This window comes from Roseateles sp. P5_D6 (assembly GCF_054049415.1).
Genome location: NZ_JBFUMK010000010.1, coordinates 130,259 through 153,272 on the forward strand (window position 1 = coordinate 130,259; position 23,014 = coordinate 153,272).

The following is a 23,014-nucleotide window of genomic DNA, read 5'->3' on the forward strand; positions in this document are numbered from 1 at the left end:
TTCGATACCGCGAGCATCGCCGTCCCCTCGGGGGACCGGCCAAGGTACTCCTTGGCCGAGGGGCTTCATTTTTCTAAGCGGGCATTTCCAGGCCGAGTTCCTTCAGGATCGCCTCGCGCAGCGCATCCATCTCCGGGCTGATCAATCGCCTCGGGTGCGGCATGTCCAGCTCGAAGCGGGCCTGGATGCGCGTGGGTCGTGGCGACAGCACGAGGATGCGGTCGGCCATGTAGAGGGCCTCGTCAACGTCGTGGGTGATGAGCAGCACCGTGTGCTTTTCTTCGGCCAGGATGCGCAGCAGCTCGTTGCGCATGCGCAGGTTCATCAGTGCGTCCAGCGCCGAGAAGGGTTCGTCCAGGTACAGGATCTCGGGCTTGACGATGAAGGCCCGCGCCAGCTCCACGCGCTTGAGCATGCCGCCCGACAGCTCGTGCGGGTAGGCACCTTCGAAGCCCTTGAGCCCCACCATGGCGGCGTAGTGATCGGCCAGCTTGACGCGCTCGGCATCGACGCCATGCTCCTGGCCGGTCAGGCCGAACATCAGGTTCTGCTGCACCGTCAGCCAGGGGAAGACCGAGCCGTATTGCGAGATGACGATGCCCTGGGGGCTGGGGCCGGGATGGGGCTGGCCGTCGATCAGCAGCGAGCCGCCGTCGGTCTTTTCGAAGCCCGCGAGGATGTTCATCAACGTCGACTTGCCGCAGCCGGAAGGGCCGACGATGGCGACGAACTCGCCTTCGGCGACGTCGAAATCCACACCCTGGATGACGGGCAGCTGGCCGCCCTTGGCGGACTTGAAGCTCTTCGTCAGACCATTGACAGCGATCTTGGGAGTCTTGTTATCGGACATAGCGCCAACGGACGGTCTTGAGTTTTTCGAGCAGGCGGGTCACGCCGTCCAGCAGCAGGCCGATGACGCCGATGAGGATCATGCTGGCGATGACGAGGTCATAGCGGTTGCCGGCATTGCGCGAATCCATGATGAGATAGCCCAGGCCCGAGCGCAGCGCGATCATCTCGGCCGCCACGACGACCAGCCACGCCACGCCGATGCCGATGCGCATGCCGATGATGATTTCCGGCAGCACGGCCGGGATGACGACGCGGCGGAACATCACCGCGCGCGACACGCCGAAGTTGGTGGCCGCGCGCAGGTAGCGCCGATCGATGGTGTGCACGCCCGAGGTCGTCTGAACGATCAGCGGGAACACGGAGGAGATGAAGATCAGGAAGATGGGCGAGGTGTCGCCGACGCCGAACCACAGGATGGCCAGCGGGATCCAGGCGATCGGCGAGATCGGCCGCAGCATCTGGAAGATCGGGTTGAAGGTGCGGTAGGCGCCGGCCACCCAGCCCATCCACAGGCCCAGCGGGATGCCGATCAGCATGGCCAGGCCGAAGCCGATGCCCACGCGCATCAGCGACGCGGTGATGTGCTCCCACAGCGTGCCGTCCTGGGCCAGCTCCAGCGTGCCGGTGACGACGGCCCAGGGTGTCGGGAAGATGGGGCTCTCGGTGTAGACGACGATGCCCCACCAGGCCGCGATGACCAGGGCAATGACCGCCAGCGGCGGCAGGATTCGATTCAGGCGCAGGTTCACCGCCCCTCCTTCCAGTGGTTCTTCATGAGGCGTTGCCAGCGCCATTGCAATGCTGGCCAGCCGCGCGCTGGCGTTGGCGCGACGACGACGGCCATCTGGCCGCTGGCATGTGCGCTGCACGCGAAGCTATAGGTCGATGCGACCTCGAAGGGCAGGCGAAAACTCTGCCCCGGCATGATGAGCACGGGGCCGAACTGCTGCGGCACCTCGTCGCGGTTGCGCAGCAGCAGCACGTCGTTCAGGCCCAGCGTCAGGTCGATGCGATCGGGCAGGATCTCGACCTTGTCACCGGCCATGCGGCGGGCATAGGTGCCTTGCGGGATCTCGAACAGCTCGTCGCGCGTGGGCAGTTCGATGGGCGCCAGCGCCGCCCAGGCCACCAGGGCCAGCGGCAACGTGACCGGCAGGAGCCAGACCCAACGCTTTCTCACTTCGAAGCCAACAGCAGCTTGAGGTCGTGCACGAAGTCCTTGGCCTCATGGCCATAAGGCATCATGGCCCGCAGCTTGCCGGTGCGGTCGATCAGCCAGACCGACGTGGAGTGGTTCATGCCGTAGGCGTTGCCTTGCTTGGGCGCGATCTTCTCGGCGACGACGCCATAGCGCTTGCGCATCGCGGCCAGCTTGTCCGGTGCCTCGGTGCCGCCGATGAAGGTCGGGTCAAACGCGGTCAGGTATTGGCGGATGCGCGGGATGTCATCGCGCTCGGGGTCCACCGTTACGTAGACGACCTGCACGTCCGCCGCGTCGGTGCCCAGCTGCTTGCGCGCCTGGGCGAGCGTGGCCAGCGTCGTCGGGCAGACCTCGGGGCAGTGGGTGAAGCCGAACACCAACAGCACCAGCCTGCCCTTGAAGCGGGCGAGATTGAGGGCGGCACCGTCGCTGCCCTGGAGAGCGAATTCGGGCGCTGCCTGGGCGGGCTCGAAGACGCCGGCCTTCAGCGTCGGCGCAGCCTGCGCCGTCAAAGGCAGCGCGGCCCACAACAGGGCGCGGCGTTTCATATCGGGATGGGCGCGGCCTTGGCCGCCTTGACGAAACTGTCGTCCACGTATTTCTCGTAGGCCACCGGGGCCTTGAGCGTGCCGGCCTCGATGGAAAGCTGCATCAGGTCGTCGAACTCGGCGCGGATCATGCGCAGGTCGCCATAGGTGACGCGGTCCGTCGGGTTCTCCATCACGAAGCGCAGGATGTTGGGGTCCTGGTTGAAGAACTTGCGGCCGGCGGCGATCTGGATGGCCTTCTCGCGGTTGGCGGCCTGCAGGTCCAGCCAGTTGCCGGCACCCTGCACGTGGTTCACCAGGTCCTGCACCAGCGGCCGGTTCTCCTTGATGAGCTCCTCGCGCACCGTCAGCACACAGCAGATGTAGTTGCGCCATTCGTCGCGCGTCATGCGCAGCGGCCTGGCATAGCCGGCGCGCTGGGCCGAGGCGCCGAAGGGCTCGCCGGTGCAATAGGCGTCCACGGCCTTGGCAAAGAGGGCGGCCGGCATGTCGGGCGGCGGCATCTCGACGATCTGGATGTCCTTGGGCGTCATGCCCTCCTGAGCCAGCATCTTGCGCAGAAACAAAAAGTCGACAGCGAAGCGGCTGGGGATGGCGATGCGCTTGCCCGTCAGATCCTTGAACTTCTTGTAGGGCGAGTCGGTGCGCACCATGATGACGGCGCCCGAGCGGTGGCCCAGCGAGACGATCTTGACGGGGATCTTCTTGTCGGCCAGGTCCATGACCAGCGGCGCCAGCATGTAGGCGGCCTGGATGCCGCCGGTCATCAGCGACTCCTTGATCTCGGGCCAGCCGTTGTACTTGCTGTACTCGAACTGGAAGGCCGAGCTGCCGGAGGCCTTGTTGGACGCCAGGCGTGCCGAGCAGGCCACCGGCAGCGTCAAGTTGCAGGTGACCGGCAGGCCGCCGACGATCAGCGGGCCGGAAGCGGCCGCCGCGGGCAGGCCCAGCGTCGGCAGCGCTGACGCCAGCGCGCCGCGCAGCAATTGCCGGCGATCAAGGCCGGCGGGTGGGGATTCAGGCAGTTCGTGAGTCATGACCAGGGCGCATGACTTTGCCAACTTCTAGGGGGCTGTCCATGCGGGCTGACCGAATTGTGCCTACGTACCTACTTTGAAACTGCACCGCCGCCAGGCCTTGCGGCGGCTGGCGGCGGTGCATGGGCGGGGCCCAGCGCGGATTACGGGTACAGGCCGCGCTCCTCGCGCGCCTGCAGCACCCGCGTGCAGGCCACCGTGAAGGCGGCCGTGCGCAGCGTGATCTTGTGCAGCTCACTGGTTTCCCAGATGTGCTTGAAGGCACCGATCATGATCTTGTCCAGGCGGACATTGATCTCGTCCTCGGTCCAGAAGAAGGACGAAAAGTCCTGCACCCACTCGAAATAGGACACCGTCACGCCACCGGCGTTGGCAATCACGTCGGGCACAACGACGATGCCGCGGTCGGCCAGCACGGCCTCGCCGTCCGGCGTGGTCGGGCCGTTGGCGCCTTCCAGCACCAGGCGGGTCTTGATGCGCTTGGCGCGCTCGGCCGTGATCTGGCCTTCCAGAGCGGCCGGGATCAGCACATCGCTGGCCACGTCCCAGAAGTTCTCGTCGCTGATCTTGTCGGCACCGGCAAAGCCCGCCACACCCTTGTAGGCGGCCACGTGGTCGAGCAGGCTCTGCATGTCAAAGCCGTTCTCGTTCAGGATGGTGCCGGTGTGGTCCTGCACGCAGACGACCTTGGCGCCATTGGCGGCGAACAGCTTGGCGGCGATGGAGCCGACGTTGCCGAAGCCCTGCACCGCGATGCGCGCGCCTTCCAGCGGCTGGCCCAGGCGGCGCATCGCTTCGCGGCCGACGACGAAGACGCCGCGGCCGGTGGCGGCCACGCGGCCGAGGGAACCACCCAGCTCGATGGGCTTGCCGGTGACGACGCCGGTCGCCGTGGCGCCGGTGTTCATCGAATAGGTGTCCATCATCCAGGCCATGATCTGGCCGTTGGTGTTGACGTCCGGCGCCGGGATGTCCTGCTGCGGGCCGATGATGATGCCGATCTCGCTGGTGTAGCGGCGCGTCATCTTCTCCAGCTCTTTGAGGCTCAGCAGCTTGGGGTCGACGCGGATGCCGCCCTTGGCGCCGCCGTAGGGCAGGTTCACCGCGGCGTTCTTGATCGTCATCCACGCCGACAGGGCCATCACTTCTTCGAGCGTGACGTCCGGGTGGTAGCGCACACCGCCCTTGCCCGGGCCGCGCGTCAGGCTGTGCTGCACACGGTAGCCCTCGAAGTGGGCGATGCTGCCGTTGTCCATCTCGATGGGGATGTCGACGATCAGCGCGCGCTTGGGGCGGCGCAGCGTCTCGACCCAGCGGGCCAGGCCGCCGAGGTAGGGCTCGACCGCATCGATCTGCGACAGATAGGTTCCCCACGGGCTGTTTCGCGTCGGCGAAACAAAGGACAGGTTGGGCATGAAACGCTCCGTAACTTTGAGTGGGCCGAACGGTAGCGCGAAGGTCCGGTCCCTCGGCGGGGCTTGTCTAGCCAAGTCCGTATGCGCCCATGCATGCAATGCATGGCAACGGTTTCGGGTGCCGGATTTCACGGCGGCGTACCGCGTCGGGCAACAAAAAACCCGGCCTGGGGCCGGGTTCAAAGGACGGGCGCAGCGACCCTATTGGGTGGCCAGTGCGCGCTTGAAGTCGGCGTCGTCGAACAGTTTGCCGACCAGGGTCTTGTAGAGCGCGCCGTATTGGTTGATGGCTGCCGGCAGGGCGATCGCGCCAACGAAGGACGATTCCCAGGTGGACTCGGCAATCACTTCCTTGTCGAACACCGTCTTGCCTTCGCGCTTGATCTGGATCTTGGCGGCCAGCCGTCCCTTGCCGGTGCTCATGCCGGCATCGACCATGCTGTCGGTCAACTGGCCTTCGATGACGATCTTGGACTTCGAGTCCAGCAGGCCTGCGGCCGTCAGCTCAGCGGCGATCTCATCGCGCAACTGGCCCGCGAAGCTGCCGCCTGCCGGGCTGAGCGACGAGCCACGCAGGCCGCCCAGTGTGGTGTCCATCTCGGCCGGTTTGCCGGCGGCGAGCTTGAAGCTGCCGACCTGGGCGGGCACGAGCTTGGTGGCGCGCAGCTTTTCGGCGTTGGCGGCGCTGGGCGCCGGGGCGGGCATTTTCACGGACGCACAGCCCGTCAGCGCGGCCAGCAGGACGACCAGGGCCAGGCGCTGCGTGGTGGCCCGGGAGGAGAGCAAGGCATGGATCATGGTTCGGTCGTCCTTCACTTGAAGCTGGGGTCTTGAGAAATGTCGTTCAGTACGTTGCTGACAACCTGGTTGGTCATCTGGAACGCTGCTTCCTGAAGGTTGGGCATCTTGGTGGCATTGCCCGGTGTCGCGGCTGCGCCCATGGTCGTGTGGATGGCGTGACGTGCCTGCTTGACGACGGGTGCGGCGTCGCCCGACGCCCGGTAGGTGGCCGTGCAGATGTAGCCGTCCGACACTTGCGAGCCGGCGAGGCCGAAGGTCAGTCCGGTCACGAATCCCTTGGAGAAGGCGTTGTCGGTCAGCGGCACGTTGTTCAGCGTGATGCTGAGGACGGCTCCATTGGGTACGGCGGCACTGCCCACTTCACTGAACATGCCGCTGGCCTTCACCTGGGCAGAGACGCGATCACGCAGCATGGCCGTGGCCTGCGCGTTGGCCACCCCCTTGGTCTGGAAGTCGAACAGCACCTGCACCGGCGCTGGAGCCGGCGGCTTCTTGAACTGCGCCGCTGCAATTTCCTTGGTGCTGCCGTCCAGATAGGCGCTGGCGCAGCCTCCCAACAAGGCCGTGGCGGCCAGCAGCGTGCCGAGCGCAGCTCGCCGCGCCCATTCCTTCAACGTAAACATGAGATCTCCCTGTTGCATCACACGCGCCGCTCTTCGACGGCGCGAACCGGTGTCGCCGGGTCGTCTTTGCCGGGGTGTGAGCCCGCGGCGACCTGGGCGGCGCGAACTATAGGGACGTACCGCGCCGTTGCCGGTCCGAACTATCCCCAGTCAGCGAGCGAAGGTGACGAATACCATCCGCGGGTGACCTCCCTCGACCTCGCCCTGCTCTATCTCGTGGCCGCCGTGCTGGGGGTGGTCGCCTGCCGCCTGCTGAAACTGCCGCCCATGCTGGGCTATCTGGCCGTCGGCGTGTTGATCGGGCCGAACGCCCTGGCTTTTGCCCACGATTCCGCCAGCATCCAGTACCTGGCCGAGTTCGGCGTCGTCTTCCTGATGTTCGCCATCGGGCTGGAATTCAACCTGCCCAAGCTGCGCGCGCTGAGGACGGCCGTCTTCGGCATCGGCATGGCGCAGGTGGCGCTGACCATTGCCGGCGCCATGCTCGGCAATGCGCTGCTGATCGCCGGCTTCGCGATGCTGGGCAGCGCCTGGCAGATGGGTTGGCAGGGGGCTCTGGTGCTGGGCTCGGCGATGGCCATGAGCTCGACGGCCATCATCGTCAAGCTGATGGCCGAGCGGCTGGAGCTGGAGAGTCCGCACGGCAAGCTCGTCATGGGCGTGCTGCTGTTCCAGGATCTGGCCGTCGTGCCGCTGCTGGTGCTGATCCCGGCGCTGAACAGCACCGGCAGCGAGATGATGAGCGCGCTGGCCTGGGCCGGGCTGAAGGCCGCGGCCCTGCTGACCCTGCTGCTCTACGGCGGCCAGAAGGTGATGCGCTGGTGGCTGACGCTGGTGGCGCGGCGCAAGAGCGACGAGCTCTTCATGCTCAACCTGCTGCTGGTCACGCTCGGCCTGGCCTGGCTGACCGAGCATTTCGGACTCAGCCTGGCCCTGGGCGCATTTGTGGCCGGCATGCTGATCTCGGAGACCGAGTACCGCCACCAGGTGGAGACCGACATCCGACCCTTCCACGACGTGCTGCTGGGCCTGTTCTTCATCACCATCGGCATGAAGCTGGACTGGCGGCCGCTGGTGGACACCTGGTGGCTGGTCATCCTGCTCACCCTGGCGCCGGTGGCGGCCAAGTTCGCGCTGATCGCCGGCCTGGCTCGCCTGTTCAAGTCACCGCCGGGCGTTGCGCTGCGCACGGGCCTGTACCTCGCCCAGGCCGGCGAATTCGGCTTCGTGCTGCTGACGCTTGGAACGCAGCACGGCCTGGTGGCGCAGCAATGGGTCAGCCCGGTGCTGGCCAGCATGGTGCTGTCCATGCTGGGCACGCCCATCCTCGTCATGTACAGCAACCGCATCGTCATGAAGTTGTCCAGCAGCGACTGGCTGATGCAGTCGGTGCAGCTGACGATGATCGCCAAGAAGTCCATCCAGTCCGAGGCGCACGTCATCATTTGCGGCTACGGCCGCTCGGGCCAGAACCTGGCGCGGCTGCTGGAGGGAGAACACATTCCCTATATGGCTCTGGACCTCGACCCGGACCGCGTGCGCCAGGCCGCGGCGGCGGGCCAGAGCGTCGTCTTCGGCGACGCGGCCAAGGTCCAGAGCCTGATGGCCGCGGGCCTGGCGCGCGCCAGCGCGGTCGTCGTCAGCTACCACGACACGCCGTCGGCACTGAAGATCCTCGACCTCGTGCGAGCCCATGCGCCCAGGGTGCCGGTCGTCGTGCGCACCATCGACGACACCGACCTCGAGCGGCTCAAGACCGCCGGCGCCACCGAGGTCGTGCCCGAGGCCATCGAGGGCTCGCTGATGCTGGCCTCGCATGCGCTGGCATTGGTGGGGGTGCCGATGCGCCGCGTCATCCGCATCACGCGCGATGCGCGCGACAAGCGTTATGGCCTGTTGCGCGGCTATTTCCACGGCGCCGACGACGACACCGCCGACGAGCGCGACCAGGCCCGCCTGGCGTCGGTGACGCTGCCCACCGCCAGCCCGCATGCCGGCAAGTTGCTGGACGACCTGGCCCTGCACGCCCTGGGTGTCGCCGTGGTGTCACTTCGACGCGCCAACGGCAAGGGCCTGCTTGCTGACGGCGCGACGCTGGCCAGTGGTGACACCCTGGTCATCAGCGGCAAGCCGGAGGCCTTGGCGCTGGCCGAAGAGAAGCTGCTGGGCTAGGGCCTGGCAACGCGACCCATTGCCGCGCCATTGCCAGGCTCTGCCACCTGAGTGACAAGCGCCCGCGGGTCGCTGGGCCACACTGGCGCACCCCGCACTCGAAAGAAGCCGCGCCATGAACTTCGACTACAGCCCCAAGGTCGCGCAGATGCGTGAGCGCCTGCTTGCCTTCTTCGACGAGCACATCTATCCGAACGAGAAGCGCTATCTCGACGAGGTGGCTGCCAACCGTCGCGCCGGCAATCCCTGGGTGCCCACGAAGGTCATCGAGGAGCTCAAGCCCAAGGCCCGCGCGGCCGGTTTGTGGAACCTCTTCCTGCCCAAGTCCGCTCGCGCGCCCGAGGGCCTGTCCAACCTCGAATATGCACCGATGTGCGAGATCATGGGTCGCGTGTTCTGGGCGCCCGAGGTCTTCAACTGCTCGGCACCCGACACCGGCAACATGGAGACGCTGGAGCGCTATGCGTCCGAGGGGCTGAAGGACAAATGGCTGGAGCCGCTGCTGCGCGGCGAGATCCGCTCGGCCTTCCTGATGACCGAGCCGGCCGTGGCTTCGAGCGACGCCACCAACATCGAATGCCGCATAGAGCGTGATGGAGATGACTACGTCATCAACGGCCGCAAGTGGTGGAGCTCCGGTGCTGGCGACCCGCGCTGTGCCGTCTACATCGTCATGGGCAAGACCAACGAAGAGGCCGGCCGCCACGAGCAGCAGTCCATGATCGTCGTGCCGGCGAACGCGCCGGGCATCACGGTGGTCCGTCCGCTGTCCGTGTTCGGCTATGACGACGCGCCCCACGGCCACATGGAAGTCGAGCTGAAGAATGTGCGCGTGCCCGCCAGCAACATCCTGCTCGGCGAGGGCCGTGGCTTCGAGATCGCGCAGGGGCGCCTGGGCCCGGGCCGCATCCACCACTGCATGCGCAGCATCGGCGCCGCCGAGCGCGCCCTGCAGCTGCTGTGCGAACGCGCCATCGCCCGCACGGCCTTTGGCAAGACGATTGCCCAGCAGACCGTCACGCAGGAGCGCATCGCCGAGTCGCGCTGCATGATCGAACAGGCGCGCCTGTTGACGCTGAAGGCCGCCTACATGATGGACACGGTGGGCAACAAGGTCGCCAAGGCCGAGATTGCGATGATCAAGATCGTCGCGCCCAACATGGCCTTGCAAGTCATCGACTGGGCCATCCAGGTCTTCGGCGGCATGGGCGTCAGCGACGACACGCCGCTGGCCATGATGTGGGCACACCAGCGCACGCTGCGCCTGGCCGATGGCCCGGACGAGGTGCACCGCAATTCGCTCGCCAAGCTGGAGCTGGCCAGCCACATGAAGCTGCCGGCCGACAGGGTCTCGATGCCGGTGACGCGCGGCGGCTGATCGTTAGCCCCTTGTCCAGTCCGCCTCGCTGAATGCGGGCGCCCTGGTCGGTCTTGCAGACCGCGCCGCGGCAGGTGCCGCAGCTCTTCGGCAGGCACATCCCGCCCACTGGGCGCGATGTGTCCGGCCTCAGCCCCCGAGGGGACGGCGATGCTCGCGGCATCGAGCCGCGAGCACATCGCCAGCGCAGGCCGGCCAGGTGAACTGGAGTCGGACACAAGCAGTCCCTGCGGACTGCTTGTGCCTACGGAAGGCCATGGGCCTCTGGCCCATGGCAGGCCCGGCGCTCGGCCGCGAACTCAGGTGGTCTGGCGGCGGCAGCCCAGCACGCCCGTCACGTGGTTCAGCACCTCGGGCGCCCAGCCCATGCCCATATGGCTGGCCTGCACCTCGATGTCTCGCGCCAGCGGCCAGCGGCGCGCGTGCGTGCAGGCTTCCCACGAGACGACACCGTCGCGGCGGCTGTACAGCGAGATCGTCGGCACCGGCGGCGGCTCCGCCAGGCGCTCGCGCAGCGCCGCCTCGGCGGGGGCCTCGCGCCCGTTCAGCAGGCGGAACAGCCAGCCCACGTTGGTGTCGTCGACGCTGCCATTGAAGGGCGTGCCGATGGTGACGACGTGGTGCACGCGGTCGTGCCAGCGCTTGGCCAGCTCGCGCGCATAGAAGCCGCCCAGGCTCCAGCCCACGAAGCTGACCTCGCGTGCCGGCGCCACGCGCTCGTGCAGCTTGTCGGCCAACGTCTCCAGCCAGGCATCGACGTCGCCCTTGGGCCCGGTGTTCATGCCCTGCCCCCAGTCCAGCGCCCGAAAGCCGGCGCGCTCCAGATGCCGGCGCAGCGGCCACAGCGTCAGGCCGTCCGTTCCCAGGCCCGGGAACAGCACCACGGTATGGCCGGCGCCGACCTGGCTGGGCGTCTTGCCCCACTGCATCAACGCGGCCCAGGCTTCCAGCGTGGCGCGCGCCGGCTCGGAGGCCAGCAGTGACAGGGCGGGCCGCCGGTTGGGTGCGGTGACGGGCTTGGGTGTCAGGGTCACGACGGGAGTGGAAGAGGTCATGGCTGTAGCGGCGCGAGCCGATGGGTCAGTCAATGGCCCCGATGCTGGCGTGCCGCACCGAGGCGTGGTGCCAGCGCGACGGCACAGGCGCTGTAGGACGGCACTGGCCGCTTGGGCGAAGGGCCCCACCCCCGCATTGGCGGGGTGAGCCCGGTGCTTCGGCTGACAGAATGCGGGCATGGCCAAGCCCGCACCCAAGCTCAATCCAGAAGAAGTCAAGCGTGTCATCGCCACCGCGTTCGAGGACACACCGCCCTACACCAAGGTGTTGCTGATGCACGGCATCGGCCATGGCGAGCTGGTGGCCCTGCTCAAGCGCGAGCTGACGCCGGCGGCCTACAAGCTCTGGACCGCGCGCGGCAGGTCGAGCAAGGGCCCGACCAAGCGGGCCACCTGGCCCCATGGTCGTTGACGTGAAGCTCGACCGCCGGTCTGTCCTCGCGCTGCTCGCCGCCCTGGCCGCCTGCAGCGACCCGGATGCGCGCATCCGCAACCGCATCGATACCGGCTGGCACCGGGACGATCTTGAGGCCCTGCTGCTGCACTGGCATGCTCATGCGCTGCGGCCCGACGGCAGCTTCCAGCTGGCCTTCAACCGCGCCTGGCAGCCCCAGCCCCAGCCGGAACTCGAGCTGATCGGCCAGGCCCGCCTCGTCTACGCCTTCGCCGCTGGCCATGAGTTCATCCCAGATGCGGGTTATCTCAAGGTGGCCCGGCGGGGCGCCGACTATCTGTTGCAGCGCTTCCGCGACCCGGTGCATGGCGGCTTCTTCCACACCGTGGGAGCGGACGGCATCCCGCGCGCCTCGATCAAGCGCGCCTACGGCCATGCCTTTGCGTTGCTGGCGCTGGCCGAGATCTACCGCATTGGAGGCGATGTGCGCTATCGCGATGCGGCCCTGCAGGCCTGGCGCGAGATCGAACTCAACTTCTTCGAGCCGGCCGGTGGCCTCTACAACGAATGCGAGCGTGACTTCAAGCCCATTCCGGGCGCGCGCACGCAGAACCCGGTCATGCACATGTTCGAGGCGCTGCTGGCTCTGCGCGATGCCACCGGCGACAAGACCGTCGAGGCCGGCGCCCGGCGCCTGGGCGACTTCGTCGCCTACAAGCTGCTGCAAGGACAGGCCGAGGGCAGCGCCCACATCCCCGAGTGGTACGACGAGGGCTGGAAGCCCTTGCCGACGCGGGAAGCCGGCGGCTATATCGACATCGGCCACCAGTTCGAATGGAGCCATCTGCTGATGAAGGGCGCGCTGGTGTCGCCCATCTATGCCCAGGTGGCCGAGCGAGTGCTCGCCTATGCGCTGGCCACCGGCTATGACGACATCGACGGCGGCTGCGGCCTGAAAGCCTTTCCGGACGGAGGCAAGGCCGACGCGCACAAGGGCTGGTGGCAGCAGGCCGAATGCCTGCATGCCCTGCTCGTCGCGGGCCAGGCCACGGGCCGCAACGACCTGTGGCGGCGCTACGAGCAGACGCAGGGGCTGATCAAGACCCAGCTCATCGACGCCGAGCATGGCGGCTGGCGCGCGGCCGATGCCCTGCCCTGCAAGAGCGGCGGCTGCCGTGATGCGCAGCCCGATCCCTATCACATGGTGCGCCTGCACCAGGCGGCGCTCAAGGTCGCCAGCTGACGCTCAGCCCGGGCGCAGGTCGCCCATGCCGGCGTATCGCCGCAGTGCGCCGGACGCCGAGATCAGCAGCAGGCCCCCGGCGATGCCGATGGCGGTCACCACCCCGTAGAGCGACAGCCCCGTCGGCAGCAGCCAGCCATAGAGCTGGCCGGCCAGCAGGCCGGCCGTGGCCTTGGCCAGCATCCAGGCGCCCATCAACGTGGCCGCCCAGCCGGCTGGCGCATACCGTGACACCACGGCCAGCCCGATGGGCACGACCAGCAGCTCGGCCAGCGTCTGCACGCCGATGACGCCGACCATCATCCAGGCCGGAATGACCTCGCCCTGCGCGGCGCGGCCCTGCAACGCCTGCAGCAGCACGAAGCTCAGGCCCAGCACCATCATGCCCAGGCCCTGCACGCGAAATTCCGGCCAGCCCAGCCGCGAAAGCAGGCGCGCTGACAGCGGCGCCAGCAGGATGACGAGCAGGGGGTTCACGGCCAGGAACTGCGCGGCGGTCAGCTCGATGCCGAGGAATTGCGGCGAGACGTGGTCGCGCACGAACAGCGTCATCGCGCCAGCCGCCTGTTCGTAGCCGATGTAAAAGCAGATGGCCACCAGCGACATCAGCAAGATGACCTGGATGCGGCGCCGCGCCTGCGCATCAGTCCAGGCCGCGCGTGCCGGCTCGGGCGCTGGCGCAGCCACAGGCGGCAACCAGCGCCAACCGGCCATGAAAACCACGACGCCGACGGCCATGCCCGCCGCGGCAGACATGAATCCATAACCCCAGCCGTGGCGCTGCGCCAGATACCCACCGATCAGCGCGGACAGGGCCGCGCCGATATTGATGCCCATATAAAACACCGTATACCCACCCTGGCGCCGCGCGTCGTCTGGCAGATATAGCGCACCGACCATGGCCGTCGTGGTGGGTTTGAAAAGGCCGGTGCCCACCGCCAGCAAACCCAGGCCCAGGGTGACGGGCTGGCCCGCGCCGAGTGCGACATGGCCGGCCATCATCAGCAGCATGCCCAGCAGCACCGCGCGACGCTGGCCCAGGAGGCGGTCCGCCAGCCAACCGCCGAAGATGGCGCAGAAGAACGCCGAGCCGGTATACATGCCGACGACCGAAACTGCGTCGGCCCGCGAATATTGCAAAGCCTCCACCAGATACAGCACCAGCAGCGAGCGAACGCCGTAGAAACTGAATCGCTCCCACATTTCAGCGCCGGCGAGCACAAACAGGCCGAACGGTTGGCGGAGGTTTGCAGTGGGTGGCGAAATAACCTCGGCGGACATGGATCAAGGGTTTGGGGCGGCGGCTTTCGATAATAGGGGCGCGCCATCACCCGGCCGTCAGGGTCATTGCCGCCTTCCTGGTAAATACCCGCGGTAATGATGCGAAAACCAGCATCGATAAATCCAAAAATGTGATTAGTCGCGAATCGGTCGGGCCCCTAGCATGATTTCAGACCCGAGCCACCGGCCCCCGAGAGGCCGACGCTGCCAGGGTTGGATCTGCACCCATAACGATTTCCGGAGACAAGATGAAGCAACAAGGCCTGGCGCCGCGGCATGCGCGTGCCCATTTCCAGAATTTCCCGAGCTTTGCCCTGAGCCTGACGGCCGCCGCCGCGCTGGCCGCCCTGTCCGGCAGCGCGCTGGCGCAGCAGGCCGCCGCGGCCGCTGCCGACCAGCAGCTGGAGACTGTCGTCGTCACCGGCGCCCGCGCCTCGGCCGAGACGGCGCAGGCCATCAAGAAGAATTCCGACCAGGTCGTCGACTCCATCGTCGCCGAGGACATCGGCAAGTTCCCCGACAAGAACGTTGCCGAGCTACTCGGCCGCGTCACCGGCGTGCAGATCCAGCGCGGCAACGGCGAGGCCGGCACGGTCATCGTGCGCGGCTTGGGCGGCATCGTCACGCTGCTGAACGGCCGCGAGTTCTTCTCGGACTCGGGCCGCAGCCTCTATCTGGCCGACGTGCCGGCGACGATGCTCAAGCGCATCGACGTCTACAAGACCCAGGAAGCCAGCCTGCCCGAAGGCGGCACGGCCGGCGTCATCGATGTGCGCACCAACCGCCCCTTCGACTTCAAGGGCGCCCAGTTCGTCGTCAACGGCCGCATGGAGCACCGCGACAAGGCCGACGTCAACAACCCTGACCTGAGCGGCATGGCCTCCAACCGCTGGAAGACCGACCTCGGCGAGGTTGGCGCCCTGTTCGGCCTGTCCTACCAGCGCGGCAAATACCACGATGAGCGCGCATGGGTCGGCGACCCGCTGACCTTCACGAACGCCGGCCGCAGCATCGTCGGCTCCGACGCCGTCGGCCGCGTGCTCGACCTGGGCGACCGCAAGCGCCTGGCCGGCAACTTCGCGCTGCAGTGGAAGCCGAGCGCCGACAAGGAGGTCTACCTGGAAGGCTTCGGCACCAGCATCAATCACCGCTTCCAGCAGTCCTTCCTGGTGGCCGGTGCGCCGGTCTTCGAGCCGACCTCGGTGGTGACCGTCAAGCCCGGCACCAACTTCATGGACACGGTCACCAACACCAACTACAACGGTTGGGGCTTCACTTCCACGCAGGCCAAGCACGACACGGTCAGCAATGCCCAGGTGGCCCTGGGCGGCCACTGGGACGTGACCGACCGCCTGCGCCTGTCCACCGAGCTGGTCCGCACCAACAGCCAGATCGACTGGGTCAACCGCATCCTGGACACCGGCTACTCGCCCACCAGCACGGTGGCCAAGGTGCAGGACGGCGGCGGCTACATCAACTACCCCAACCTGGACTTGACCAGCAAGGCCAACTTCCGCATCAACGGCGGCGTGGATGTGCGCGGCGAGCGCGAAGGCAAGAACACTGACTGGCGCGGCGACGCGACCTATGACATCGGCGACGGCTTCTTCCGCGAGGTCAGCGGCGGCGTGCGCCTGGCTAAGCGCAGCGCCATGTCCATCGGCACCACCATGCCCTGGACGACGAGCTTCTCGGCCGTGGGCAAGTCGACGGCCGATGCCGCGCTGGCGGAGATGTTCTCGGTGTCGCCGCCCACCTGGGGCGACTACGGCGTCAAGCAATACGTCTATGCCGACCGCGACTGGCTGCTGAACAACGGCGAAGCCTTCCGCAAGCTGCTGACCAACGGCAACGGCGCGCTGACGGCCTATGACCCGATGACGCTGTTCGATGACAGCGAGACGACCCAGGCGATCTACGGCCGCACCAAGTTTGGCTTCAACGCCGGCGGTGTGCCGGTGACCGGCGTGTTCGGCCTGCGTGTCGTGCGCACCGAGCAGAAGCTGATGGGCAACTCCCGCAATGCCAGCACCGGCGTCATCACGCCGGTCAACATCGACACCTCGCGCACCGACGCGCTGCCGACGCTGTCGCTGAAGGCCGAGCTGACGTCCAAGCTGATCGCTCGCCTGGTGACCGGCAAGGCCATCGAGCGCCCGAACTTCGTCGACTACAACCCCGGCATCACTTTCACGCCCCCGGGCGGCGGCGTCACCTACGGCACGGCCAACGGCGGCAACCCGCAGCTCAAACCGACCGAGTCCACCAATGTGGACGCGGCGCTGGAGTACTACTTCGCCCGCACCGGCTCGGTGACGGCCACGGCTTTCGAGCACAAGTTCAAGAACCGTGTGTACTCGCAGACGGTCGAGACGACGATCGGTGGCGTGCCTTACCGCATCACGCAGCCGATCAACATCAACAAGGCCAATCTGCACGGCTACGAGCTGAGCTACCGCCAGTTCTACGACTTCCTGCCCGGCTGGCCTGGCGGCTTCGGCCTGGAGGCCAACTACACCTTCATGACCGGCAAGCAGACCGACCCGAACGGCGTGGTCGGCCCCTTCCTGGGCCAGTCCAAGTCGGCCTACAACCTGGTCGGCCTGTACGAGTACGGTGACATCTACGCCCGTCTGGCCTACAACTGGCGCAGCAAGTTCCTGGCCGAAAAGCCCTACCGCACGACCGGCCGCGAGCTGTGGGTGGCGCCGCTGCGCACGCTGGACGCCTCGTTCGGCTACAGCTTCAACAAGCAGCTGACGATGTCGGTGGATGTCACCAACCTGCTCAACCAGTCCTATCACGACTACTTCGACCAGACCCCGTCGCTGGTGCGCGACGTGCGCTACTACGACCGCACGGTGGGGGTGTCGGTGCGCTGGAAGCTTTGAACCCGGCGACCCTCGGCTCGTCCAGGGCGTTGCAGGCGCCTCGCCGGTAACGCCCCTTTTTATGCCGCCGTACCCATGTCTGACCTGCTTGAACCGCTGATCCGCCAGCGCGCCGACCCCCACGTCTCGCGCCACGCTGATGGCTTCTATTACTTCACCGCCTCGGTGCCGCAGTACGACCGCATCGAGATCCGCCGCGCCCTCACCATCGAGGGCCTGGTGGATGCGCCGGTCTTTGACGTCTGGCACAAGCCCGACACGGGGCCGTATTCCGAGCTGGTCTGGGCGCCCGAACTGCATTTCAACGACGGCGCCTGGTATGTCTATTTCGCGGCGGCGCCGACCCGCGCGCTGGACGGCCTGGGCATGTTTCAGCACCGCATGTATGCGATCAGGAACATCGCCCAGGACCCACTGGGCGGCCCCTGGGAGTTCCTCGGCCAGGTCGACTCCGGCATGGACAGCTTCTGCCTGGACGCGACCACCTTCACGCACCGCGGCCAGCTCTATTACCTGTGGGCGCAGAAGGACCCGGCCATCCCGGGCAATTCCAATCTCTATATCGCGCCGATGAGGACGCCCTGGCAACTGGGCGGCGCGCCGGTGTTGTTGAGCCGGCCCGAATACGACTGGGAGTGCCGCGGCTTCCTGGTCAACGAAGGGCCGTCGGTGCTGCAGCGAAACGGCCGTGTCTTCATCAGCTACTCGGCCAGCGCCACCGACGAGAACTACGCGATGGGCCTGCTGTGGGCGGACGACGGCGCCGACCCGCTGGACCCGGCGAGCTGGCGCAAGTCCGTCCAGCCGGTCATGCGCAGTTGCGCCGAGGACAGCGTCTTCGGCCCTGGCCACAACAGCTTCACGACGGGCCGGGACCCCGACGAGGTGCTGCTGGTCTATCACGCCCGCACCTGCACCGAGATCGTCGGCGACCCGCTGTGGAACCCCGACCGGCACAGTTTCGTGAAGCCGCTGCGGTGGTCGGCCGACGGCATGCCGCTGTTTGGCAAGCCTTCCCGGCTTGATTGATGCCGGTTTCGATATCGATACGTTGTGGAATTTGATTGGATCGCGTATCCCTCGGCCCCTAGCATCGTTTGACGGGCTGCCCGCGTCTGCATGGCGCAGCCAGCTCCATGAAGCGGCAAACCTGCGTGCCGGGAACGACATCGAGACAACACATGACGACTGACGACAAGAAGAGCAAGGTCAAGCTGCGCTCCGCCGAGTGGTTCGGCACCCAGGACAAGAACGGTTTCATGTACCGCTCCTGGATGAAGAACCAGGGCATCCCCGACCATGAATTCCAGGGCAAGCCCATCATCGGCATCTGCAACACCTGGAGCGAGCTGACCCCCTGCAACGCCCACTTCCGCAAACTGGCCGAGCACGTCAAGCGCGGCATCCTGGAGGCGGGCGGCTTCCCGGTCGAGTTCCCGGTGTTCTCCAACGGCGAGAGCAACCTGCGCCCGACCGCCATGCTCACGCGCAACCTCGCCAGCATGGACGTCGAGGAAAGCATTCGCGGCAACCCGATGGACGCCGTCGTGCTGCTGGTGGGCTGCGACAAGACCACGCCGGCCCTGCTGATGGGCGCGGCCAGCGTCGACGTGCCGGCCATCGTCGTCACCGGCGGCCCGATGCTCAACGGCAAGCTCAAGGGCAAGAACATCGGCTCGGGCACGGCCGTGTGGCAGCTGCACGAGCAGGTCAAGGCCGGCGAACTCAGCATGCACGACTTCATGGCCGCCGAGGCCGGCCACTCGCGCTCGGCCGGCACCTGCAACACCATGGGCACGGCCTCGACGATGGCCTGCATGGCCGAGGCGCTGGGCACGTCCCTGCCGCACAACGCCGCGATTCCCGCCGTCGATGCGCGCCGGTATGTGCTGGCCCATCTGTCGGGCATGCGCATCGTCGAGATGGTGTGGGAGCAGCTGACGCTGTCCAAGGTGCTGACCAAGGAAGCCTTCGAGAACGCCATCCGCGTCAACGCCGCCATCGGCGGCTCGACCAACGCCGTCATCCACCTGAAGGCCATCGCCGGGCGCATCGGCGTGGACCTGGAGCTGGAGGACTGGACCCGCATCGGCCGTGGCACGCCCACCGTCGTGGACCTGCTGCCTTCGGGCCGCTTCCTGATGGAAGAGTTCTATTACGCCGGCGGCCTGCCCGCCGTCATCCGCCGCCTGGGCGAGGGCGGCCTGCTGCCGCACAAGGACGCGCTGACCGTCAACGGCAAGAGCCTGTGGACCAACTGCGTGGACGCGCCCATCTATGACGACGAAGTCATCCGCCAGCTGGACAAGCCGCTGATCGCCGACGGCGGCATCTGCATCCTGCGTGGCAACCTGGCGCCGCGCGGCGCCGTGCTCAAGCCCTCGGCCGCCACGCCCGAGCTGATGAAGCACCGCGGCCGTGCCGTCGTGTTCGAGGACTTCGAGGACTACAAGGCGCGTATCGTCGATCCCGACTTGGACGTCGACGCCAACTCAATCCTCGTCATGAAGAACTGCGGCCCCAAGGGCTACCCCGGCATGGCCGAGGTCGGCAACATGGGCCTGCCCCCGAAGCTGCTCGCCGCTGGCGTCAAGGACATGGTGCGCATCTCGGATGCGCGCATGAGCGGCACCGCCTACGGCACCGTCGTGCTGCACGTCGCGCCCGAGGCGCGCGCCGGTGGGCCGCTGGCCGTCGTCAAGGAGGGCGATTTCATCGAGCTCGACTGCGCTAGCGGCCGCCTGCACCTGGACGTGCCGGAGGCCGAGCTGGCCGAGCGCCTGGCCGCCTGGGCCGCGGCACAAACCGTCGACCCCCAGGACGCCAGTGGCTATCGGCACCTCTACGTGCAGCACGTGCTGCAGGCCGACGAAGGCTGCGACTTCGATTTCCTGCGCGGCAAGCGCGGCTCTGCCGTCCCGCGCCATTCCCATTAAGGACGCCTCATGAGCAACACTATCCAAGGCCTGGCGCTGATCGGCGGCCAGCCGGTACGCGGCGCCGGCAAGCCCTTCCAGGCTTTCGACCCGGGCAAGAACGAAGCCATCGGCCCCGACTTCAACGCCGTCGATGCCGCCCAGGTGTCCGAAGCCTGCGCGCTCGCCGGCGCCGCCTTCGACGCCTACCGCGCGACGACGGATCAGGAGCGTGCCGATTTCCTGGAGCAGATCGCCGCGCAGATCCTGGCGCTGGGCGACGACCTGATCGTGCGCGCCATGGCCGAGACCGGCCTGCCGCGTGCCCGCCTGGAAGGCGAGCGTGGCCGCACGATGAACCAGCTCAAGCTGTTCGCCGAGCTGCTGCGCGAAGGCAGCTGGCAGGACGCCCGCATCGACACGGCGCTGCCCACCCGCACACCGCCGCGGCCGGACCTGCGCCTGCGCTTCGTCGGCGTCGGCCCGGTGGCCGTATTCGGCGCCAGCAACTTCCCGCTGGCCTTCTCGGTCGCCGGTGGCGACACCGCCGCGGCCCTGGCCGCCGGCTGCCCGGTCGTCGTCAAGGCGCACTCGGCCCACCCGGGCACGTCCGAGCTGGTCGGCCGCGCGGTCGTCGAGGCGGTCAAGCTGTCCAACCTGCCCGCCGGCGTCTTCGCGCTGCTGACCGGCAGCGGCCACGGCATCGGCGACACGCTGGTGCGCCACCCGGCTATCCAGGCTGTCGGCTTCACCGGCTCGCGCAGCGGTGGCATCGCGCTGATGGCCGCGGCGGCTTCGCGGCCCCAGCCCATCCCGGTCTACGCCGAGATGAGCAGCATCAACCCCGTCGTCCTGCTGCCTGGCGCGCTAGCCGCGCGCGGCGCCGAGATCGCGACCGGCTTTGCGGGTTCGCTGACGATGGGCGTCGGCCAGTTCTGCACCAACCCTGGCCTGGTGCTGGGCCTGGCCAGCGCGGACTTCGACCGCTTCGCCAGCGCCGCTGCCGAGGCCCTCAAGCCCATGCCGGCCGCCACCATGCTGACTCCCGGCATCGCCGGCGCCTACCAGCGCGGCGAGGACCAGCTTGCCGGCCAGCCTGCCGTGGACACGTTGCTGCGCGGTGAATCGAGTGCCTGCAAGGGTGCGCCCAGCCTGTTCAAGACGACCGGCGCGGCCTTCCTGGCCAACCACGCGATGCAGTCCGAGATCTTCGGCCCCGCCTCGCTGCTGGTGGCCTGCTCGGACCTGGACGAACTGCTCGCCGTCATCGAGAGCCTGGAAGGCCAGCTGACCGCGACGCTGCAGCTGCAGGACGACGACGAGGCCGACCTCGCCGCCGCCCGCCGCCTGCTGCCGGCGCTGGAGCGCAAGGTCGGCCGCATCCTGGCCAATGGCTACCCGACGGGCGTCGAGGTGTCGACGGCCATGGTCCATGGCGGCCCCTTCCCGGCGACCAGCGACGGCCGCAGCAGCTCGGTCGGCACGGCCGCCATCCAGCGCTTCCTGCGCCCGGTCTGCTACCAGAACATGCCGCGCGCGCTGCTGCCGCCGGTGCTGCGCGAACCGAACGAGCGTGGCCTCTGGCGCCGCCGCGACGGCGCGCTGACGCGCAACTGAAGATCAACACAAGACAAACGACAGGAGACAAGACGATGAAGAAGCAACTGCTCGCCAAGGTGGTCGCGCTGGGGGCGACCCTGGCCCTGGGCGCCAGCGCCCTGGCCGCCGACATCAAGCTGGTGGTCAGCCCCGACCAGCCCGGCCCCGTCATCCACCGCAACATCTACGGTCAGTTCGCCGAGCACCTGGGCACCGGCATTTACGAGGGCATGTGGGTCGGTCCCGACTCCAAGATCCCCAATGTGCGCGGCTGGCGCAAGGACGTCGTCGCGGCGCTCAAGGAGCTCAAGGTGCCGCTGGTGCGCTGGCCCGGCGGCTGCTTCGCCGACGAATACCACTGGCGCGAAGGCATCGGCCCGCGCAAGCAACGCCCGGTCAAGGTCAACAGCAACTGGGGCGGTGTGCCCGAGGACAACGCGGTTGGCACGCACGAGTTCTTCGACCTGGTCGAGCAGATCGGCGCCGAGGCCTACGTCAACGGCAACCTGGGCACCGGCAGCGCGCAGGAAATGTCCGAATGGCTGGAGTACATGACGGCCGAGGGCAAGTCCTCACTGGCCGAGCTGCGCCGCAAGAACGGCCGCGACAAGCCCTTCCGCGTGCATTACTTCGCCGTCGGCAACGAGACCTGGGGCTGCGGCGGCAACATGCGCCCCGAGTACTACGCCGACCAGTTCCGCCAGGTCGCCTCCTTCCTGAGGGCGCCCGGCCACAACCGGCCCATCATCATCGCCAGCGGCGGCAACGGCATGCAGACCGAGTGGACCGACGTGCTCAGCAAGGGCGTGCCGGGCGTCAACGCGATCTCCCACCACGCCTACACCCTGCCCACCGGCAACTGGGAAAAGAAGGGCGCGGCCATCGGCTTCCCCGAGAGCGAATGGATCTCGACGCTGGGCAACGTCCAGCAGATCGAGCAGATGATCGCCAAGAACTCGGCCGTCCTCGACAAGAACGACCCCAGCAAGAAGATCGGCTTCTACTTCGACGAGTGGGGCAGCTGGTATGACGCGGACCCCGGCACCAACCCCGGCTTCCTGGTCCAGCGCAACACGCTGCGCGACGCGCTGCTCGCGGCCCTGCACTTCAACGTCTTCCACGCCCATGCCGACCGCGTGCAGATGACCAATATCGCGCAGATGGTCAACGTGCTGCAGGCCATGATCCAGACGACCAAGGACAAGCTGGTCCTGACGCCGACCTACCACGCCTTCGCGCTGTACACGCCCTTCCAGGACGCGACCTCGCTGCCCGCCAAGATCGAGAACAACCCGGTCTACAAGGTCGGCGCGGCCGAGATGCCGGGCCTGAGCGTGACGGCCGCGCGGGCCAAGGACGGCAAGCTCTACGTCGGCCTGGTCAACGCCAACCCCAACCAGCCCGCCGAGCTGAGCGTGCAGGTCGGCGCCGGTGCAGCCAAGGCCGCGCGCGGCAAGCTGCTGACCGCCGCCGCGATGGATGCGCAAAACGAACTGGGCAAGGCGCCGCTGGTCACGCCGCAGGCCTATGAGGCGCAGGCCGTCGGCGGCAAGCTCACGCTGAAGCTGCCTGCCAAGTCCGTCCTGGTCGTCGCCATCGAAGGCTGAGC

General features: G+C 67.5%; 19 protein-coding genes. 9 read left to right on the plus strand and 10 right to left on the minus strand.

Annotation, left to right across the window (positions count from 1 at the left end):
• Positions 1 to 73: 73 nt before the first annotated feature.
• The 8 genes from ACXJKM_RS15425 to ACXJKM_RS15460 form a co-directional block, all read right to left on the minus strand.
• Positions 74 to 850 carry an ABC transporter ATP-binding protein gene (locus ACXJKM_RS15425; protein WP_057297562.1) on the minus strand — a complete coding sequence of 259 codons (777 nt, stop codon included), beginning with the start codon at positions 848 to 850 and terminating at the stop codon, positions 74 to 76.
• On the minus strand, positions 840 to 1,601 hold the full coding sequence (locus ACXJKM_RS15430; RefSeq protein ID WP_235531765.1) for an ABC transporter permease: 762 nt from the start codon (positions 1,599 to 1,601) through the stop codon (positions 840 to 842). The genes ACXJKM_RS15425 and ACXJKM_RS15430 overlap by 11 nt, the downstream gene beginning before the upstream one ends.
• Positions 1,598 to 2,032, minus strand: a complete 435-nt coding sequence (locus ACXJKM_RS15435; RefSeq protein WP_056191195.1) for a cupredoxin domain-containing protein — start codon at positions 2,030 to 2,032, stop codon at positions 1,598 to 1,600. The genes ACXJKM_RS15430 and ACXJKM_RS15435 overlap by 4 nt, the downstream gene beginning before the upstream one ends.
• The gene (locus tag ACXJKM_RS15440; protein ID WP_457353450.1) at positions 2,029 to 2,601 is read right to left on the minus strand and encodes an SCO family protein; all 573 of its coding nucleotides are present in this window, start codon (positions 2,599 to 2,601) and stop codon (positions 2,029 to 2,031) included. The genes ACXJKM_RS15435 and ACXJKM_RS15440 overlap by 4 nt, the downstream gene beginning before the upstream one ends.
• Positions 2,598 to 3,638 (minus strand): ABC transporter substrate-binding protein, encoded by a 1,041-nt coding sequence (locus tag ACXJKM_RS15445; protein ID WP_457353452.1) that lies wholly within the window; start codon positions 3,636 to 3,638, stop codon positions 2,598 to 2,600. The genes ACXJKM_RS15440 and ACXJKM_RS15445 overlap by 4 nt, the downstream gene beginning before the upstream one ends.
• Before the next feature lie 143 nt (positions 3,639 to 3,781).
• Complete coding sequence (locus tag ACXJKM_RS15450; RefSeq protein ID WP_457353454.1) at positions 3,782 to 5,053, minus strand: Glu/Leu/Phe/Val family dehydrogenase; 1,272 nt, start codon at positions 5,051 to 5,053, stop codon at positions 3,782 to 3,784.
• A gap of 201 nt (positions 5,054 to 5,254) precedes the next feature.
• Complete coding sequence (locus ACXJKM_RS15455) at positions 5,255 to 5,851, minus strand: hypothetical protein (protein ID WP_457322392.1); 597 nt, start codon at positions 5,849 to 5,851, stop codon at positions 5,255 to 5,257.
• Between the two features lie 14 nt (positions 5,852 to 5,865).
• Entirely contained in the window at positions 5,866 to 6,477 is a 612-nt protein-coding gene (locus ACXJKM_RS15460) for a hypothetical protein (protein ID WP_157280991.1), read from the minus strand.
• Positions 6,478 to 6,660: 183 nt separating this feature from the next.
• Between ACXJKM_RS15460 and ACXJKM_RS15465 the strand changes: the two genes are divergently transcribed.
• On the plus strand, positions 6,661 to 8,649 hold the full coding sequence (locus ACXJKM_RS15465; protein WP_457353456.1) for a cation:proton antiporter domain-containing protein: 1,989 nt from the start codon (positions 6,661 to 6,663) through the stop codon (positions 8,647 to 8,649).
• 115 nt (positions 8,650 to 8,764) lie between these two features.
• The gene (locus tag ACXJKM_RS15470; RefSeq protein WP_457353458.1) at positions 8,765 to 10,027 is read left to right on the plus strand and encodes an acyl-CoA dehydrogenase family protein; all 1,263 of its coding nucleotides are present in this window, start codon (positions 8,765 to 8,767) and stop codon (positions 10,025 to 10,027) included.
• Positions 10,028 to 10,326: 299 nt separating this feature from the next.
• Here ACXJKM_RS15470 and ACXJKM_RS15475 read toward each other — a convergent pair whose 3' ends face one another.
• Positions 10,327 to 11,082: an esterase/lipase family protein gene (locus ACXJKM_RS15475; protein WP_457320055.1), complete on the minus strand. Its 756-nt coding sequence runs from the start codon at positions 11,080 to 11,082 to the stop codon at positions 10,327 to 10,329.
• Positions 11,083 to 11,260: 178 nt separating this feature from the next.
• On the opposite strand from ACXJKM_RS15475, the gene ACXJKM_RS15480 reads away from it, so the two are divergent.
• Positions 11,261 to 11,494, plus strand: coding sequence for a DUF2805 domain-containing protein (locus tag ACXJKM_RS15480; protein WP_056191214.1), 234 nt, complete (start codon positions 11,261 to 11,263; stop codon positions 11,492 to 11,494).
• Between the two features lies 1 nt (position 11,495).
• Positions 11,496 to 12,719, plus strand: coding sequence for an AGE family epimerase/isomerase (locus ACXJKM_RS15485; RefSeq protein WP_457353460.1), 1,224 nt, complete (start codon positions 11,496 to 11,498; stop codon positions 12,717 to 12,719).
• Between the two features lie 3 nt (positions 12,720 to 12,722).
• On the opposite strand, the gene ACXJKM_RS15490 is transcribed toward ACXJKM_RS15485, so the two are convergent.
• Complete coding sequence (locus ACXJKM_RS15490) at positions 12,723 to 14,000, minus strand: peptide MFS transporter (RefSeq protein ID WP_457320051.1); 1,278 nt, start codon at positions 13,998 to 14,000, stop codon at positions 12,723 to 12,725.
• A gap of 248 nt (positions 14,001 to 14,248) precedes the next feature.
• Between ACXJKM_RS15490 and ACXJKM_RS15495 the strand changes: the two genes are divergently transcribed.
• From ACXJKM_RS15495 to ACXJKM_RS15515, 5 genes are all read left to right on the plus strand, one after another.
• A complete protein-coding gene (locus ACXJKM_RS15495) occupies positions 14,249 to 16,891 on the plus strand; it encodes a TonB-dependent receptor (protein ID WP_457320049.1) in 2,643 nt (880 codons plus the stop codon).
• Between the two features lie 75 nt (positions 16,892 to 16,966).
• Positions 16,967 to 17,920, plus strand: a complete 954-nt coding sequence (locus ACXJKM_RS15500; protein WP_457320047.1) for a glycoside hydrolase family 43 protein — start codon at positions 16,967 to 16,969, stop codon at positions 17,918 to 17,920.
• A 152-nt stretch (positions 17,921 to 18,072) separates the two neighbouring features.
• The gene (locus ACXJKM_RS15505; protein WP_457320045.1) at positions 18,073 to 19,827 is read left to right on the plus strand and encodes an IlvD/Edd family dehydratase; all 1,755 of its coding nucleotides are present in this window, start codon (positions 18,073 to 18,075) and stop codon (positions 19,825 to 19,827) included.
• Between the two features lie 9 nt (positions 19,828 to 19,836).
• The gene (locus ACXJKM_RS15510; RefSeq protein WP_457320043.1) at positions 19,837 to 21,423 is read left to right on the plus strand and encodes an aldehyde dehydrogenase (NADP(+)); all 1,587 of its coding nucleotides are present in this window, start codon (positions 19,837 to 19,839) and stop codon (positions 21,421 to 21,423) included.
• 35 nt (positions 21,424 to 21,458) lie between these two features.
• Positions 21,459 to 23,012, plus strand: a complete 1,554-nt coding sequence (locus ACXJKM_RS15515; protein WP_056191226.1) for an alpha-N-arabinofuranosidase — start codon at positions 21,459 to 21,461, stop codon at positions 23,010 to 23,012.
• Positions 23,013 to 23,014: the final 2 nt, after the last annotated feature.